Origin of the sequence: Aquimarina pacifica (assembly GCF_000520955.1) — a bacterium.
GTDB lineage: Bacteria > Bacteroidota > Bacteroidia > Flavobacteriales > Flavobacteriaceae > Aquimarina > Aquimarina pacifica.
This window is the reverse complement of record NZ_JACC01000066.1, coordinates 1-18,021: the sequence shown is the minus strand read 5'-3', so window position 1 is coordinate 18,021 and position 18,021 is coordinate 1. Positions and strand designations below refer to the sequence as shown.

Below are 18,021 nucleotides of genomic sequence, written 5' to 3'. Positions count from 1 at the left end.
TAATTACACACTTTGCGGGATAGTGTCTTTTATATCTAAAATAGTTGTTTAATTTTCTGCAATATGTTCATCCAATGGGATTTCTATATCTGTTCTGAAGTTTGGAAAAACTTTTTTCGTTTCTGGATCATCTAACAATTTGTTAGATTCAACAAAATACCATTGAGATTTTTGTTTATCGTAGAAGCCAAATAAAGAACTTTTTAAAGTAACAGGCCTACCATTAAAATCCATGTTAATCGTATTTTTAACCAAACATCGATATTCTTTATCCTCTTTTTTAATTTCTGTGATTTCATCAATTTTAGAACTGGTAATTTTTATTTTTTGTGCTTCCATAGTTCGAAATATATCTTCCATGGTTTCTAATAATTGAGATTTTCCGTATTTCTTAAAAATTTTTGGGTGTGTATATTTAAGTAATGTATTAGGATCTTTTGCTAATGATGCAGTAGTAGTTGCTTTGGCATCTCTTAATGCAGATTTTTCTAATGTCTTTATATTTTGAGAATATATATTCCCAGAAATAATTAGTAAAATAATGAAGAGTATTTTTTTCATGACTATGGGGTTTTGTGATATAAGAATAATTTATTGTTTTTATTTTAATATTAATTTTATCTATTTAAAAAGGACTCATATAAAAACGTCTTATACAATTATATTTTTTATGAATATAATTGTATAAGTTAAATGGTAAAACGATGGTAAATCGCTTTATATTCAGTTTTAAAAAGTGAGATGGTTTTGTGTGAATAAGTAACAAAAATAACTAAAAATAATTAATTATTAGTTAAAATAATCTAAACCAATCTCTTAGGTACTGTTAATCGGTCTTTTTACCAATACCTTTTTTCAAATTTTGTTTTTTCATTTCTTCACCTATCTGATTTGAAGCAGTAAAGGATGCTATCATATTATTTAGCATGTCGCTTCCTGCTTGAGGAGAATTAGGTAATAGAATTAAATTACTATTTGTTTCTTCTCCTATAGATTGCAATGTATCATAATGTTGTGTTACCACAATCAGGGCAGAAGCTTCTTGAGAATTAATGCCTACATTATTTAAAACATCTACACTTTCTTCTAGACCTCTAGCTATTTCTCTACGTTGATCTGCAATACCCTGACCTTGTAATCTTTTACTTTCAGCTTCTGCACGAGCTTTTGCTACAATTTTTATTCTTTCGGCTTCTGCCTCATATTCTGCTGCTACTTTTTCTCTTTCTGCTGCATTAATCCTGTTCATTGCCTCTTTAACTTGTAGATCTGGATCAATATCGGTAACCAAAGTTTTAATAATATCGTAACCATAGTTAATCATAGCTTCGTTAAGTTCTTGTTTTACTGCAATGGCTACATCATCTTTTCTTTCGAAAACATCATCTAATTTCATTTTAGGAACTTCTGCACGTACTACATCAAATACGTAAGATGTTATCTGATCATGAGGATTTTCTAATTTATAAAATGCATCATACACTTTTTCTTTTAATACCTGATACTGTACTGATATTTTAAGACGTACAAATACATCATCTTTGGTTTTTGTTTCTACAAGAACATCTAATTGTTGTATTTTAAGATTGATTCTTCCTGCGATACGATCGAATATGGGAATTTTAAAATGTAGCCCAGAATTACGGATACTTAAGAACTTACCGAATCGCTCAACAATGGCAGAGGTTTGCTGTTTGACGGTGAATATTGCCGATATTAATATGACGATTCCGAAAACGAGTAGTGGAATAAGTAGTATTTTCATTTTTTTTCTATTAAGAGTTAATAATTATCGTATTAAAAACAAATGATTCGTAAACGTATCATATTTGTTTAGAAATAGTGATCATGGCAGTAGCAATCTGAGCATTACTTGAGCCAAAGGCTACTGATACAACTTCCCATCCATCTTTAGAAACATCATTAAGAGTATCTTCAACTTTTTTTCTAAGATTTTCTGTAGACCAAATATTTGATAGTTTTAGAACTTTAAAAGTTTTTTTCATAGTTGTAATTTTAAAGATATGTGTACGTTATTAGTAGTATTTCTTTTGAAAATGTTACAACTAAAAGTTAAAACAGCCGTTTCGGAATATTAAGAGAATAGGGTTGGTACAAATATAATATTAAAGTTTTTCAATAGTATTTTCAATTCTTTTAATGGTTTCTTTTTTGCCAATAAGAGATGCAATTTGAAAAAGATCAGGTCCCTGCAAAGATCCAACAAGAGCAATTCTTAGAGGCATCATAATTTTACCAAAACCTATTTCTTTTCCTTTGATCCAACCTTTGACATTATTAGAAACATTTTCTTCAGAAAAATCTGATATATCTTCGAGTATTCTGGTTAATTCGTGCATAAGGTTAGGGGTGTCTTCTTTCCATGCTTTTTTAACTGCTTTTTCATCGTATTCTGTAGGTGATAAAAAGTAGAAATGACTAAGGTCCCATAGATCATTAACAAAAGTTGCTCGTTCTTTAATTACATCTATGATAGTTGTAAGATGTAACGAAGTAGCAATGTTTTTTTCTGACAATATGGCTTCAAATTGCTTTGATAGGGTAGCAGTGTCTTGTTGTTGCAAATGCTGTTGTTGAAACCATTTTGCTTTTTCAGGATCAAATTTGGCTCCTGCTTTATTCACTCTTTTAATATCAAATTCTTTAATAAGCTCTTCAAGAGAATAAATTTCTTGTTCTGTTCCGGGATTCCAACCCAAAAAAGAAAGCATATTAACTACGGCCTCAGGAAGGTACCCAGCTTCTTTATATCCAGAAGAAGTTTCATTAGTTTTGGGATCTGTCCATTGCAAAGGAAAAACAGGAAACCCCATTTTATCACCATCACGTTTGCTTAATTTTCCTTTACCTACAGGTTTTAGAATAAGAGGTAAATGTGCAAATTTTGGTATTTCCCAATCAAATGCTTTGTATAAAAGGACATGTAGAGCCAAAGAAGGTAACCATTCTTCGCCGCGTATTACATGCGTTATTTTCATGAGATGATCATCAACAATATTTGCAAGATGATAGGTGGGCATTCCGTCGCTTTTAAAGAGAATCTTGTCATCGAGAATATTAGTATCAATTTTTATATTTCCTCTAATCTCGTCAGATAGATGTAATGTTTCGTTTTGTGGAGATTTAAATCTTATCACAAAAGGTTCATTAGAATTTAGTTTAGAAACAACATCTTCATTTGATAATGATAAAGAATTAGTTAATTGATCTCTATTTTGCCAATTGTATATAAATGTTTTACCCTGTGCTTCATTTTCTTTTCTTAACGTATCGAGAGTTTCAGGTGTATCAAACGCATAATAGGCGGCACCATTTTGTATTAATTGATCTGCGTATTGTTTATATAAATGTTTACGTTCACTTTGACGATATGGTCCGAAACCACCATCTTTTCCTGGTCCTTCATCAAAAGGTATTGAGCACCAGTTAAGAGCATTTTCTATGTAAGTTTCTGCACCTTTAACATATCTATTTTGATCTGTATCTTCAATTCTGAGAATAAAAGTACCATTATTTTGTTTGGCAAAAAGATAATTGAATAATGCAGTTCTTACACCGCCAATATGTAAGGGGCCTGTTGGACTTGGTGCAAAACGTACCCTGATGTCTTGTGTCATGATTGTGTGTTTTTAAACTTTTTTTCAAGTTTTACAAATGGGATACAAAGATACGATCTTAATAATGCTATAGAAATGAATTTTAATTTTTCATGATTAATTACTTTTTTTCAGTGTTTTCATTTCACGTGGAACACGTTTATTCATAATCAAAAACCATAACGGAGGTAGTAATGAAAGAACCATAGAGGTTGGATATCCAAAAGGCAGTTGTGGGCTCTGGTCATGATGATCAAGTAGTTGATATTTTTTGGAGGCTCTATGATGATGATCGCTATGCCTTGTAAGTTCGTATAAAAGAACTCTACCAAGAGTATGATTAGAGTTCCAAGAGTGGATTTCTCTTACACGTTCGTAACGTCCAGAAGAAGTATTACGACGAATTAACCCGTAATGTTCTATATAGTTTATAGTTTCTAAAAGGAGGAATCCTACAATACCGCTATAAATAGCTATTTGTAATCCTGATGTACCAAACGAAAAGTATATCGCAAGAAGATAAATATTGGTAATGATAAGGTACCAGAACATATCATTATAGATTGAAAAAAAGGAATGTTTGTTTTTTTTAAGAAGAGATGATTGTATTTTCCAGGCGCTAATATATTGCCCAAAGGAAGAGGTAATCCAGAATAAGTAAACAGGATGATTGTATTTTGCTGTTGCAGGATCTTTTTTGGTGGCAACATGTAGATGATGGCCGTAGTTGTGTTCTATAAAAAAATGCATGTATAAAGAAGGTAGTAATAGTGCTTTGCCTAAAAAACGTTCTGAGGTAAAACGATGTCCTAATTCATGGCCAACATTAATTCCATTAGTTCCAAGAACGATTCCTGTCGAAAATATAATCCCTGTCAATTCATAAGTTGAAAGGGGAGTGGTACTTGTAACGTATAAGGTTGTAAATAGTATCCCATATACAATCGGAAGGTTGATGTAAAGCATCCAGTCGAATATTTTTTGTTTACTCTTAGATAAACGTGCTGTGTCCGAAAGGTTTTGTGTAGAAGAAGATGTAAAAAGTTCTAGTAATGGAATAAACCCAAAAGTGTATACAGGAGTGAGGTAGGTATAAATTCCCTGAAACCATAGTCCTACAAGAGAAAGTATGGGTATAGTATATGCACATAAATATTTGAAATCTTTCATAAGAAGTTAAAGTTGAGTGTGTTGAATTATTATAAATATAACAATTCCATTGCAAATAAAATCGTAGATTTAGTGGTTATTGGAAAATGAAAGTATTTGTTATGGAGAATTTTGAGATCATAAAGAATAAGTTAGAAGGGTTTATCAAAAAGTTTTATGTCAATGAATTGATCAAAGGCATTATTATGTTTTTTGCCATAGGTGTATTGTATTTTTTGGTTACCCTTTTTATAGAGAACTTTTTGTGGCTTAACACTACAGGACGAACGATTTTATTTTGGTTGTTTATTGTGGTAGAATTGGGTTTGTTCTTGCGATTTATACTTTTACCAATAAGTAAGTTATTCGGTTTGTCAAGAGGAATTGATTTCGAAAGGGCATCTAGTATCATTGGGGATCATTTTCCAGAGGTAAGCGATCGATTATTAAACCTTTTACAATTAAGTAAAAATAAGTCTTCATCAGCGCTTCTTTTGGCGGGTATAGAACAAAAATCAGGTCAATTAAAGCCAATCCCTTTTAAATTAGCTATTAATTTTAATAAAAACGCTAAATATTTGAAATATGCTGCTATACCAGTATTGTTGGTATTGATATTAGTAATTTTTAATAAAACACATTGGATTTCAGATAGTTATAAAAGAGTTGTTAATTATGAAGTTGCTTATGAGCCGCCTGCACCTTTTAAGTTTTTTATAGTAAATAAAGACCTAAAAGCGTATGAGGGAAGTGATTTTGTTCTTAAGGTACGAAGTGTTGGTGATATTATTCCGCAAAATGCCCAAATCGAATTTAACGGAGAAGTCTATTTTTTGAAGAATACAGGAAACGGTGAATACGAATATACTTTCCTAAAGCCTAGAGAAGGGCTAGAATTTGTAATAAGCGCTAATGATGTTTTTTCTAAACCTTATGAATTATCGGTGGTACCTATTCCTGCATTATTAAATTTTGAAATGAAACTCAATTATCCTGAGTATACCAGAAAAAAGGATGAAGTGCTTATGAGTTTGGGTAATGCAATTGTTCCTGAAGGAACATTAGTGAATTGGATTGTGTACACCAGAAATACAGATAAGGTCGAATTGAAAACTAGAGATTCTGTAGTAGTTCTGGATAAGAAGGATTCGAGTTTTTCTTATATGAGAAGGTTGTTTTCAAATTTAGATTATGAGCTAACAACGTCTAACGAGAATATAAAAGATCATGATAATTTATCATTTAATATCAATGTAGTCAAAGATCAATATCCTGAGTTAAATATAAAATCCGAGAAGGATTCTATAGATGGTCAGACGGTTTATTTTTATGGACGAATCAGTGATGATTATGGTTTGAGTAAGTTACGAGTTGTGTATTATGATAGTAATACTCCAGAAAAAACACAGACTGGTAATATTGATATTAATAAAGGTTTATTTGATGAATTTATATATGCGTTTCCGGGTGGTTTGAATTTAGTTCAGGGAGTGAATTATGAGTATTATTTTGAAGTTTTTGATAATGATGCAATACATAATTATAAGTCTACCAAAAGTCAAGTATACGGATTTAGAAAATTGACAGATCAGGAAGTTGCAAATGAATTATTAAAGCAACAGAATGAAGCCATATTAGGATTGGATAAATCATTAGAAAAATTCAAAGAGCAGGAGCAGGAGTTTAAAGGGTTGAGTAAACTACAAAAAGAAAAAAAGGCACTAAGCTTTAACGATAAAAAGAAACTTGAGGATTTCCTAAAACGTCAGAAAGAGCAAGAGAAAATGATGAGAAATTTTTCAAAAAAACTAAAGGAAAACTTGGATCAATTTGAGGATAAAAAAACAGACGAACCATTCAAGGATGCTTTAAAAGAACGACTAGAAAGGAATGAAGAAAAGCTAAAAAAGAATGAAGAACTTCTTGAAGAAATCGAAAAATTATCTGATAAGATTCAAAAAGAAAAGTTGACTGAGAAGCTCGAAGAGTTAGGTAAGGAGAATAAGAATATTAAGAAAAATCTTGAGCAGCTTCTTGAGTTGACCAAGAGATATTATGTGATAGAAAAACACGAAAAGTTAGCTGAAAAGTTAAATGATCTGGCTAAGGAACAAGAAAAATTATCTGAGGAAAGTGACGAAAAAAACACTAAAGAGAAGCAGCAGGATTTGAATAAAAAGTTTGAGGAGTTTCAAAAGGAAATGGAGAAATTGAGAAAAGATAATCAGGATCTCAAAAAACCTATGAGTTTAGATCAAAATAAAAAAGATGAAGAGGATGTAAAAGAAGAGCAGCAAAAGGCAAGTGATAACTTAGACAAAGAAAACAAGAATGAGGCGAAGAAAAATCAAAAAAGCGCCGCCGAAAAAATGAAGGAAATGAGCAATGGGATGCAGGCTCAAATGGATATGGCTGGAGCAGAAAGTCAAGAAGAAGATATGCAGATGTTAAGGCAGGTATTAGATAATTTGGTTGACTTTTCTTTAGCTCAAGAAGACTTGATGAAAGAGTTTAAGGAAATCAATATTGACAACCCTATTTATTCTACAAGACTAAAAGCTCAGAGTGTTTTGAGAGAAAATTTTATTCATGTAGACGACAGTCTTTATGCGCTTGCATTGCGTACACCTCAGATAACAGAAAGTGTTACTCAGAAGCTAACAGATATAGAATTTAATATTGATAAGTCGCTAGAGCGTTTGGCAGAAAATCAGGTTGTACAAGGAACGGCAAATCAACAATACACAGTTACGGGTTCTAATGACCTTGCTTATTTGTTAAGCAAAACACTAGATCAGATGCAGAATAGTATGGCTTCTTCTAGTGGTAAAGGAAAGAGTGGTTCTAATGAGTTTCAGCTACCTGATATTATAAAGAAACAAGAAGAGCTTAATGAGAAGATGAAGGAAGGAACAGAGAAAGGAAAGAAGCCCGGAGAAAAACCTGGGGATAAACCAGGAGGCCAACCAGGAGATCAACCAGGAGAAGGCAAGGAAGGAAAAACTGGCGAAGGTAAACAAGGTGAAAATGAAGGAAAATCTGGAGACAAAAAAGGCGGAAATGGTAAGAATGGAAACAAGGAAGGTAAGGAAGGAAAAGATGGAAGAGGCGAGAACGGTAATGGAGAGAATAAGGAGGGAGAAAATGAAGATTTAAATGGACAGTTGTACGAAATTTATAAGCAACAGCAACAACTTAGAAATGCATTAGAAGATAGAATTAAGAAGGAGGGAAAAGGAAATAAAATAGGAAGCAACTTGCTTAATAAAATGGAACAAGTAGAGCAAGAGTTGTTGGAGAGAGGATTTAATGAAAGAACCTTGAGTAAGATGTTGCAGCTTAAACATGAGCTTTTGAAAATGGAAGAAGCTACGTTTAATCAAGGAGAAGAAGAAAAAAGGGAAAGTAACACAAGTAAGACGCAGTTCGGTAATCAGAATGCGCAACAATTAGAGAAGGCTAAACAATATTTTAATACTACAGAAATATTAAACAGACAAGTATTACCTTTGCGGCAAAATTATAAGAAGAAAGTTCAGGAATATTTTAATAAAGTAAATGATTAATTTTTATTACGAGTCGGGTGTTGAGGCCATAGAAGAAGATGCAATCGTTCAATGGATAGAGGTTGTTCTTGTATCTGAAAATAAATCGTTAGGAGAGCTGAGTTTTATTTTATGTGATGACACTTATTTGTTAGGCATAAATCAAAAGTTTTTGAATCACGACACATACACCGATATTATAAGTTTTGATAACACAATAGGGAATTGTATTGGTGGCGACATCTTTATTTCTGAGGAACGAGTTAGGGAAAATGCGGCTACTTATAAGGTAGAATTTGAGGAAGAACTAAGAAGAGTTTTGATTCATGGAGTATTGCATTTTTGTGGTTACAAAGACAAAACTGATGAAGAGAAAGAGGAGATGAGGAGTAAGGAAAACGAGAAACTAGAATTGTTCCACGTGGAACAATAGAGTAAAAAACAACAATGTTCCACGTGGAACAATTAGATAAAATTATGTTTGAGACAGAGTATGATGTTATAGTGGTGGGTGCAGGACATGCAGGAAGTGAAGCTGCCGCGGCAGCGGCAAATTTAGGATGTAGCACTTTATTAGTAACAATGAATCTTCAGAACATTGCACAAATGAGTTGCAATCCTGCTATGGGAGGAATTGCAAAAGGGCAGATCGTAAGAGAAATAGATGCATTGGGAGGTTACAGTGGTATAGTAAGTGATAGATCTGCAATACAGTTTAAAATGTTGAACAAATCAAAGGGCCCTGCAATGTGGAGCCCAAGGGTTCAAAGTGATAGAATGCGATTTGCAGAGGAGTGGAGACTATTGTTAGAACAAACAAATAACCTTGACTTTTATCAAGAAATGGTTAGTGGTCTTGTGGTTGAAAAGGGAGAGATAAAAGGGGTCAAAACTTCACTCGGAATTGTAATTAAAGCTAAGACCGTGGTGCTTACTAACGGAACCTTTTTGAATGGATTAATACATATCGGAGAGAAACAATTCGGTGGAGGTAGAGCAGGAGAAAAAGCCGCAACCGGTATTACTGAGCAGTTAATCGATTTGGGTTTTGAAGCTGGTAGAATGAAAACAGGAACTCCACCAAGAGTAGACGGAAGGTCCTTAGATTATTCTAAAATGATTGAACAGCCAGGAGATGAACAACCAGAAAAATTTAGTTATTCTAATTTAACAAGTGTTCTTAAGAATCAAAAGGCATGTCATATGACATATACTTCAGAGCAAGTTCATGACCTACTTCGAGAAGGATTTGATAGATCACCAATGTTCAACGGAAGTATAAAAAGTTTGGGTCCGAGATATTGTCCGTCGATAGAGGATAAGATTAATAGGTTTGCCGATAAAGATAGGCATCAACTTTTTGTAGAGCCAGAAGGATGGAATACTGTAGAGGTATATGTGAATGGTTTTTCAACTTCACTACCAGAAGATGTTCAATTCAAAGCATTGAGATCTGTCGTAGGGTTTGAAAACGTAAAGTTTTTTAGACCAGGTTATGCAATAGAGTATGACTATTTTCCACCTACACAATTGACACATACGTTAGAAACCAAGATTGTTTCTGGATTGTTTTTTGCTGGACAAATAAACGGAACAACGGGTTATGAAGAAGCAGCATCTCAAGGATTAATGGCGGGTATAAATGCAGCACAAAAGGTTAAAGAACAAGAGTCCTTTATTCTAAATAGAAGTGAGGCATATATAGGTGTTTTGATTGATGATCTTATCACAAAGGGAACAGAAGAACCGTACCGAATGTTTACTTCTAGAGCAGAGTATAGAACCTTGTTGAGACAGGATAATGCAGATTTTAGACTTACACCAAAAGGACACGAAATAGGTTTGGCTTCTGATGATAGAATGAAGAGAATGGAAGAAAAGCAAAGTCGCTCTGAAGCTTTTGTGCAGTTTTTTAAGAAAACAAGTGTTACTCCAGAAGAGATAAATCCAATATTAGAAGAAAAGAAATCTTCACCGATTAATCAAAGTGGTAAGTTGTTTAAACTGTTTTCTAGGCCACAGATTGTGTTAGATGATATAAAAGATCTTGATAAAATTGCTTCGTACATAAAGGAGCATGATTTGGATAAAGAGGTGTTAGAGCAAACAGAAATTCAGGTTAAGTATTCTGGATATATAGAGAAAGAAAAGAATAATGCGGATAAACTTACGAGATTAGAAAATGTAAAAATCCCTGCTAATTTTGATTACTCAAAATTAAAGTCCCTTTCTTATGAGGCAAGAGAAAAAATGTCTAAAATAAGACCTGCAACAGTTTCTCAAGCATCTAGGATAAGCGGTGTTTCTCCTAGTGATATTTCTGTACTCTTGGTATACATGGGTAGATAAATGAAGGATTATGTTATTATTAATCAGAACTCAAAAAACGAAGGGGTTAATATAATTTCTATATTGGTGCTACTCGTTTTTGTAGTTATCTCTATAATTGCTAGCAACGTTTCTTTATTATTAAGTTTCTTTTTTGTGTGCGTTGGTGTTTTTTTAGTTGGATTTTCTGATGTATACAGAATTAACAAAGATTTTAATAACGAAAACCTGTATCGGTTTTTCGGAAAAGTGTTTTGGAAAACCAAACTTAGTTTAGAATTTCCAGAATATATTTCTGTTTTTCATGCCTCTTTTGTTAGTAGAGATGATGATGGAAGTGAAGATAGGTATAAGGAGTGGGTGATTCGGTTTTTTAATGAGAATAGACATTTTACTATTTTGCAACACTCGGACTACAATATGGTTTTAGAAAAGGCTAATGAATTAGGAACATTATTAGATGTTCCTGTATATGATAGATCAAAAGACCAATAGAATATGTTGGTTGAGTTTTATTGTATTAGTTCCACGTGGAACAATATTTAGTGTTTAAAGTTCTAAAGAATAAAGAAAGTCAAAAATGTGTAGTAATCATGAGAGGTTCCGTTTTTTATAATTCATAAATCTGGGTAAGCATTAGATTCAAAAATTGAACAAGAAACAAAACAAAAATTCGAAATTTCTTTTATTGTTGTTGCACGTATGTAAATAGGGCCATTCATGTTTTTTATAAAATTAACAGATAGTCTTTGTGTTATTTTACCAATAAAATGATTAAAAATAAATATTGATTTAATTTTTTTATCTAGAATGAAAAAACAAAATGTTTTAGACTTTTTTCTCGAAAGTAAAGATCAAACGGTTTCTGGTGAAACGTTTCAATTGTTATATGATCAAGAATATGATATGTTAGTTACATCTCCAAAACCTGAAGAGAAAGAAATTCATAAATATTACCAAAGCGAAGACTATATTTCACATACAGATGCAAAGCGATCTCTTTTTGAAAAGATGTACCATATTGTAAAAGTTTTTTCTTTAAAAAAGAAAACCAAGCTAATTACGCGGTTAAATAAAGGAACGGGTTCACTTTTGGATATAGGAGCAGGAACAGGAGACTTTTTGATGGTTGCAAAAAATAAAGGCTGGTTTGTAGAGGGAGTAGAACCAAGTGATCAAGCAAAAGAATTAGCAATAGATAAAGGGGTTACTTTACAAGATGACACATCTAATTTAGATTCAGAAAGTTTTGATATAATAACGATGTGGCATGTTCTAGAGCATGTGCCCAATCCAAAAGATCAAATAAAGGAATTGAGGCGACTTCTTAAACCCAATGGATTTGCAGTAATTGCAGTGCCCAATTTTAAATCATATGATGCGACATATTATAAGTCATTTTGGGCAGCATATGATGTCCCTAGACATTTATGGCATTTTTCAAAAAAAGCTGTCCAAAAATTATTTCTAGAAGAGGAGATGATATTAGAGAAAATACTTCCTATGAAATTTGACTCTTTTTATGTTTCTCTTTTGTCAGAAAAATATAAAACTGGTGTAATGAATTTTTTTAAAGCTTTTGTTGTTGGATTTCGTTCTAATATGAAAGCAAAGCGATCAAGAGAGTATTCTTCCCACATTTATGTATTAAAAAAGAGATAACTATTGTTTTAAGTCGATTTTTGCCATTTTTTTTATTATTAAGGTCCATTTACCTTGCTTTTTTTAAAGAAAGCTTTAAAAAGCCCTATTTGAGCTTATTTTTGATAGCTTTTTTATATTGAAAATAAAGAAGCAATTGTTTTTTCTTATTTACTCTTTTTTTGAGTATTATTTAGAATAACATCTAATGAACTTTGATATTTTTGTTCAGAACTAAATTTTCAAAAAAATGAAAAAATTTTTATGTATTGCAAGTGCAATAGTAATATTTACTTCTTGTAACCAACAAATAGAAAAAACAGGATATGTTAATAATACCAAAGTAGTTTCTGATTTTAAAGAAATGAAAGTTGCTCAAGAAAAATGGACCAAGCGTAATAATGAGGTCCGTGCAGAACTAGAAGAAAAAGCAAAGCAGTTTCAGATAGAAGTGCAGGGTTATCAAAATATCATGAAGTCCATGACAGCAGCAAATAGAGAAAAAAAGGAGCAAGAATTAATGACTGTTCAACAAGGGCTGCAAAGAGAGCAACAATCAAGAATGCAAGAAATTCAGCAAGGAAGTCAAGCAGAAATTGATTCTATAATTAGTAAAGTAAAGAAATATATTGAAGATTATGGTAAGAAAAACGGATATACCTATATCTACGGAGATACCGAGGCCAGCAATATATTATATGGTAAAGAAGAATTAGACCTTACTGATATAATTCTAACAGAATTAAACGGTAAACCTGCTGATACTACTGCTACTGAAAAATAGTATAGAGTATTATTAATAACATTACGAAAACAAATAAAACACCCTTATAGTTAAAACCTATAAGGGTGTTTTGTTATTTTACTTTTTAGGATATACTATCCTTTCAATAACAGCCATGATATATGGTTATATAGGCCTTTAAAAGCGTATAAATACCTAGTTTTAGAGAATGATTTAAGTAGAAATTTGAAAAAATTATAAAAGTCAATTTTTTTGTCTTTTGGTTATCGATTTGATATGTAAAAATGCCTTTACATTGAATAATTTGTGGCTTTTTTGAATAAAATTTTACAAAAAATATGTAGTCTTTTTGAGAGAAAATATGAACGAATTTGTAGTCATATTTAGAAAAAATAATGGCTATAATTATGCATTTGAATGGAGTAAATTTGAGTTTTTTTACACTTTTTTAGGCTCTTTTTGTGTCTGATTAAAAATTAGTTTTTGGTAACTAAAATATAAAGGAAAATGACAATTTTGGGTATGATTTTTAACACTTTTTTTTACACTTAATCGAGTAAAAAGACAATTTTTAGAATAATTTTGGTCAACCAAATACACTGTTTTTGGGGATAATTTTGTTGAATTACGTGCTAATTTTTTGATTATTACTTTAAAAATAAGGGAGATTTTATCCTTTTTTTTTACGAAAAAATCATTTTTTACCTTAATCTAATATACTGATTAACATATTTTTATGTATATTGATGTAGCTATCTAAGTCGTTAGGACTTTTGTTAAAAATGGGGATTTATTAAAAGGTCAGAAAATTATTACAAAAAAAAACGAAATTTTAGTTTGATATAAACATTAAATTTATAATTTTATATCTTTAGAAAAAATATATTAACAATATTATTAACATGCGCCCCAAATCGCTAAGTTAATATCGCATTTTCACCTTAAATTATAAGTGTGATGATATTATGAGAAAGAACCTTAACCTAATATCAGTAACCGCTGTTGTGATTGGCTTTTTGTTTTCTACTTTCAAAGCTAATTCTCAAACAATAGATGCGCCTTCTTTTTCCATTGATGGAGATAAGGCGAATATTCTGTGTGTGACACCAGGAATTAATCCAATTACTGGATTTGATAATGGGACAAGAGAAGCGTTGGCAACTACTTTTACAACTATAGATGCCAATACCGAATTTATTCTCGAATTATCAGATGCAGCTGGAGTTTTTTCAGATGAAACTACGGTGGAGCTAAGTCGATTTACAACATCTGTTGGCATTCCAGCAAATGGTGAAATTGAATTTCCAGCGTTTCCTATTCCGTCGGATACTAGAGGTGAAAATTATAGTCTTCGAATCAGAATTGAAGTGAGTGGAGGCTCTGATGTGCTTAGTACAATCAACGAGAATATACCCATCTATTATTTTGATTCATCACAGGGTATAACACTTACGGGACCAAATATTGAAGCCAATACGGTAGCATTATGTACTGGCGAATCCGCAACATTAACAACCGTACCTGATGATTTTCCAGAATATAGATGGTACTTGGGAAACCCTGATTTGGGTGGAGTTTTGATTTCTGGTGAATCAGGGCCGACTTTAGAAAATGTAACAGAACCAGGAACATATTTTGTAGAAGTAGATTTTGGTTCTTGTAATGGAGCCTTTAGTTTTGATAGAGCTTCTGTAGAAGTATTTGATTTTAATCAAACTACAGTGGCTATTAATGAATCATCACCACAAGAATTTTGCCCTAGCGACGTAAAGCTTTTAACAACCAGTGTTACAGATCCTAATTTTACATATGAATGGTTTAGAGACGGGGTATTGGTACCAGAGTATGATGGTCCTGTTGTCAATCTACCGCAGAGTAATTTTGGAGGGACATATACAGTAAATATAATAGGAACAGAAACATGTTCTATAACAACGAATCCAGTAGTTGTCGTCAATTTAGGTTCAGACATTCTTACACAACCACCGCCCGAGATTATTCTACTACCCACTCAAACAGCGATAACATTGGCAATAACCACGAATGCGCCCGAAGCAGGTAGTACAATACAATGGTTTCAAGATGACATATCAGGGACACCAATTCCCCTTACCGCATTACCGCTTCCGATATCCACACCGGGAGCTTTGTCTATAGATGTAGACACACCAGGAGTGTATACCGCGAGTTTATTTGCAGATGATTCTTGTATGGACACCTTAGAGTCCATAACAGAGGTTTTTGAACCCGTAGGATTTAGAACAGAAATTACCACGCTATTAGATTGTGATGACGAAGAAGGTACATTAGGATTAGAAAATTTATATGGTATAACGGATACCGATAGAGAGGTTCCTATTACAGAAGATCAATATTCTTTCTTTGATTTTGAATGGTTTTTAGGAACAGAATCTACAGGTGTTACAGAAACTTCAATTACTGTTGGTGCTGATAATATCGGAGAGGTATATGCATTAGAAGCCACATTAACCGGATCTTCTTTTGAACCTGCCAGATCAAATGAATTAACCGTAGATCTATTGTCAGATGTGCTTGAGATTGAAGCATCTGCTACGTTTATAGCTTTCGGAGAATCTGTAACACTTTCTGTGCTTGAGAGTGCTAGCTATCAATATGAGTGGTTTGTAGTGGTAGATGGAGAAAATCAATTATTAGATCCAGAAATTATCACGGGACAGGGAACGAACTCAATAGAAATAACAGATTCAGGACAATATATAGTAATAATTACGTTATCCGATTGTGTTATAGAATCAGAACCCATTACAATTTCTGATGATAGAGGAGAATCAGCTTTGATACCAAATGTAATTACTCCTTTTGGTAGTTCTGGTAAGAATGACTATTGGGTGTTGCCTGATACATATTCTGGTCAGCAAGATGTTGAAATAATAATATATGATTCACGAGGCCGAGTAGATTTTGCTACTAATAATTATCAAGACGATTGGCCGTTAGATAGTTCAAAATCTGGAGGGGAAGACCCGATTTATTATTACATAATTACAAAAAATAATTCCGTAGTTCGAAAAGGTTCGATAACAGTAATGAGATAATTTATGGTAAAAAAAATACTCTTAATAATTATATTTATATCCTTTAACCTTCTTAGAGGACAAGAGGAAGACATAACTTATGGTATTTTGCCTTCAGATGTTCCTACGAGTAATCTTATAAAATATAATCGGTTTTATTTTAATCCAACTTTTTCTTTAGTGCGAGAAAATAAAAAGTCGATCAATGCCTATACAAAAATGCAATGGGCATCGTTTAACGATAACCCTCAGACGTTCTTACTTAGTTATACATCTAATTTTGATGAGAGAATAGGGGTGTCTATTGGATTACATCAACAAAATGAGGGTATTTATAATTATTTTGGAGGTATTGCCAATTTTGCTTACGCTATCGAATTGAACAGGGAAATGAATTTTACATTTGGGATGAATCTTGGATTTTCTCAAAGTGGTTTAAAACCCAATATTGATTCGACAGAAAATATGTTTCAAAATAATAATGTCACCATCGATGATCCTATTATTTTTAATTACCAAAACAGCTCTGTTTTTCAATTAAGCCCAGGTGTTAACTTTAATTATGAAGAGTTTGATGCAGGAATTTCTGTCTCGAATTTGGTTGCTTATAATTTGTCTTCAAGCACAGTGCTTACGGATAAAATGGCTTTTACAGGTCATGTTATGTATACAACAAGTCTAGAGAGAAGATCTGATAAAACAATTCGAGGGATGGCATATGCTAATATGTTGCCCGATGCAGGATCAGGATCGATTCTAAGATATGGTGCAAATGGTATTGTTGAGTTGCCAGATTTAGGATGGGGACAGGTTGGATACAACAGTTTTTATGGTATTTCTTTAGGAATAGGAGGGTACATCTCTTCAGGAGTTTCTATAGGATATACATATGAAATGGGATTCGGGGATACTAGTGAATTTGGAGGTTCTCATGAGGTGGGATTGGCATATAATTTTGAAACAGAAGCTCCAAGAAGAAGAAGTAGCAGCAAATCAAAAACAGGTACACAAAAAGCATACGAAGCACGAGATTCTGAAATTAGAAGACTTAAAAAGGAAATTTTAGATCAAAACAGATTAATAAGAGAATTACAAGATCAGACCGGAGAGCTCAAGAGCAACGAACAACGAGCAATGAATGAGTTAGAAAGGTCTATTGCTGAGGCAAAAGAAAAAGAGTCACAAGCTGCTAGAGACCTTGAACTACAGAGAGAAGAAGAAGTAAAATTACTCAATAGAAAGAAGGCAGAGGAAGAAGAACGTTTAAGATCCCAGAGTCGATTAGAAGCAGAAATGGCTGAACAAAAGTTAGAAGAAGAACGTTTAAGAGCTCAGAGTCGATTAGAGGTAGAAATGACCGAACAAAGAATTGAGCAAGAAAGATTAGCGGCCGAAAAAAGATTAGAAGAAGAACGTGCTGAGGCAGAACAGAAAGCTGCAGAAGAGCAAATAGCTGCAGAAGAAGCTGCAAGAGAAGAAGAAGCTGCTCAACAACAACAGCAAGAAGAAGAGAGAATTGCCGCTGAGGAAGCCAGAAGAGAAGAAGAAGCTGCTCAACAACAACAAGAGGAAGAGAGAATAGCTGAACAGGCTGCGCAACAACAAGAGGAAGAAGAGAAAAGAGCTGAAGCTCAGAGAAAGATAGAAGAAGAGCAAGCGAAGCAGAAAGAAGAAGAAGAGCGATTGGCTGCAGAGAAAGAACTAGAGATACAGTTGGCTGAACAAAAAGCTGAAGAGGAGCGCTTGGCGTCACAGAAACGTCTAGAGGTTGAGATGGCTGAGCAAAAAGCTGAAGAGGAGCGCTTGGCATCACAGAAACGTCTAGAGGTTGAGATGGCCGAACAAAAAGCTGAAGAGGAGCGTTTAGCGTCACAGAAAAGTTTAGAGGTTGAGATGTCTACACAAGTAGATGAAGCTGCAGAGGCTGCACGATTAGCAGA

Annotated in this window: 13 protein-coding genes; 8 read left to right on the top strand and 5 right to left on the bottom strand. The window is 33.1% G+C overall.

The window, feature by feature from the left end; translation table 11 throughout:
* Nucleotides 1–48: 48 nt before the first annotated feature.
* The 5 genes from DZ60_RS0121400 to DZ60_RS0121380 form a co-directional block, all read right to left on the bottom strand.
* Nucleotides 49–561: a hypothetical protein gene (locus DZ60_RS0121400; protein ID WP_025744059.1), complete on the bottom strand. Its 513-nt coding sequence runs from the start codon at nt 559–561 to the stop codon at nt 49–51.
* Between the two features lie 265 nt (nt 562–826).
* The gene (locus DZ60_RS0121395) at nt 827–1,765 is read right to left on the bottom strand and encodes an SPFH domain-containing protein (protein ID WP_025744058.1); all 939 of its coding nucleotides are present in this window, start codon (nt 1,763–1,765) and stop codon (nt 827–829) included.
* 58 nt (nt 1,766–1,823) lie between these two features.
* Nucleotides 1,824–2,006: a hypothetical protein gene (locus DZ60_RS0121390; RefSeq protein WP_025744057.1), complete on the bottom strand. Its 183-nt coding sequence runs from the start codon at nt 2,004–2,006 to the stop codon at nt 1,824–1,826.
* A 120-nt stretch (nt 2,007–2,126) separates the two neighbouring features.
* Nucleotides 2,127–3,638 carry a glutamate--tRNA ligase gene (gene gltX, locus DZ60_RS0121385; RefSeq protein ID WP_025744056.1) on the bottom strand — a complete coding sequence of 504 codons (1,512 nt, stop codon included), beginning with the start codon at nt 3,636–3,638 and terminating at the stop codon, nt 2,127–2,129.
* Nucleotides 3,639–3,734: 96 nt separating this feature from the next.
* On the bottom strand, nt 3,735–4,787 hold the full coding sequence (locus tag DZ60_RS0121380; protein WP_025744055.1) for an alkane 1-monooxygenase: 1,053 nt from the start codon (nt 4,785–4,787) through the stop codon (nt 3,735–3,737).
* An 86-nt stretch (nt 4,788–4,873) separates the two neighbouring features.
* On the opposite strand from DZ60_RS0121380, the gene DZ60_RS0121375 reads away from it, so the two are divergent.
* The 8 genes from DZ60_RS0121375 to DZ60_RS0121340 form a co-directional block, all read left to right on the top strand.
* A complete protein-coding gene (locus DZ60_RS0121375) occupies nt 4,874–8,332 on the top strand; it encodes a DUF4175 family protein (protein WP_241448772.1) in 3,459 nt (1,152 codons plus the stop codon).
* Nucleotides 8,325–8,744 carry an rRNA maturation RNase YbeY gene (ybeY, locus tag DZ60_RS0121370; RefSeq protein WP_025744053.1) on the top strand — a complete coding sequence of 140 codons (420 nt, stop codon included), beginning with the start codon at nt 8,325–8,327 and terminating at the stop codon, nt 8,742–8,744. Before DZ60_RS0121375 ends, ybeY begins: the two co-directional genes overlap by 8 nt.
* 44 nt (nt 8,745–8,788) lie before the next feature.
* Complete coding sequence (mnmG, locus tag DZ60_RS0121365; RefSeq protein WP_025744052.1) at nt 8,789–10,660, top strand: tRNA uridine-5-carboxymethylaminomethyl(34) synthesis enzyme MnmG; 1,872 nt, start codon at nt 8,789–8,791, stop codon at nt 10,658–10,660.
* Entirely contained in the window at nt 10,661–11,134 is a 474-nt protein-coding gene (locus DZ60_RS0121360; protein WP_025744051.1) for a hypothetical protein, read from the top strand. It abuts the gene before it with no gap.
* A gap of 315 nt (nt 11,135–11,449) precedes the next feature.
* Nucleotides 11,450–12,301: a class I SAM-dependent methyltransferase gene (locus DZ60_RS0121355; RefSeq protein ID WP_025744050.1), complete on the top strand. Its 852-nt coding sequence runs from the start codon at nt 11,450–11,452 to the stop codon at nt 12,299–12,301.
* A gap of 229 nt (nt 12,302–12,530) precedes the next feature.
* The gene (locus tag DZ60_RS0121350) at nt 12,531–13,064 is read left to right on the top strand and encodes an OmpH family outer membrane protein (RefSeq protein WP_025744049.1); all 534 of its coding nucleotides are present in this window, start codon (nt 12,531–12,533) and stop codon (nt 13,062–13,064) included.
* Nucleotides 13,065–13,990: 926 nt separating this feature from the next.
* Nucleotides 13,991–16,102 carry a T9SS type B sorting domain-containing protein gene (locus DZ60_RS0121345; protein ID WP_025744048.1) on the top strand — a complete coding sequence of 704 codons (2,112 nt, stop codon included), beginning with the start codon at nt 13,991–13,993 and terminating at the stop codon, nt 16,100–16,102.
* A gap of 3 nt (nt 16,103–16,105) precedes the next feature.
* Nucleotides 16,106–18,021: PorP/SprF family type IX secretion system membrane protein (locus tag DZ60_RS0121340; protein ID WP_025744047.1), on the top strand; the 1,916-nt coding region annotated here is incomplete at its 3' end.

Excerpts from the sequence above, each read along its gene's own strand:
- DZ60_RS0121400 (WP_025744059.1), bottom strand. The coding sequence starts at position 561 with ATGAAAAAAATACTCTTCATTATTTTACTAATTATTTCTGGGAATATA.
- DZ60_RS0121395 (WP_025744058.1), bottom strand. The coding sequence starts at position 1,765 with ATGAAAATACTACTTATTCCACTACTCGTTTTCGGAATCGTCATATTA.
- DZ60_RS0121390 (WP_025744057.1), bottom strand. The coding sequence starts at position 2,006 with ATGAAAAAAACTTTTAAAGTTCTAAAACTATCAAATATTTGGTCTACA.
- gltX (WP_025744056.1), bottom strand. The coding sequence starts at position 3,638 with ATGACACAAGACATCAGGGTACGTTTTGCACCAAGTCCAACAGGCCCC.
- DZ60_RS0121380 (WP_025744055.1), bottom strand. The coding sequence starts at position 4,787 with ATGAAAGATTTCAAATATTTATGTGCATATACTATACCCATACTTTCT.
- DZ60_RS0121375 (WP_241448772.1), top strand. The coding sequence starts at position 4,874 with ATGAAAGTATTTGTTATGGAGAATTTTGAGATCATAAAGAATAAGTTA.
- ybeY (WP_025744053.1), top strand. The coding sequence starts at position 8,325 with ATGATTAATTTTTATTACGAGTCGGGTGTTGAGGCCATAGAAGAAGAT.
- mnmG (WP_025744052.1), top strand. The coding sequence starts at position 8,789 with ATGTTTGAGACAGAGTATGATGTTATAGTGGTGGGTGCAGGACATGCA.
- DZ60_RS0121360 (WP_025744051.1), top strand. The coding sequence starts at position 10,661 with ATGAAGGATTATGTTATTATTAATCAGAACTCAAAAAACGAAGGGGTT.
- DZ60_RS0121355 (WP_025744050.1), top strand. The coding sequence starts at position 11,450 with ATGAAAAAACAAAATGTTTTAGACTTTTTTCTCGAAAGTAAAGATCAA.
- DZ60_RS0121350 (WP_025744049.1), top strand. The coding sequence starts at position 12,531 with ATGAAAAAATTTTTATGTATTGCAAGTGCAATAGTAATATTTACTTCT.
- DZ60_RS0121345 (WP_025744048.1), top strand. The coding sequence starts at position 13,991 with ATGAGAAAGAACCTTAACCTAATATCAGTAACCGCTGTTGTGATTGGC.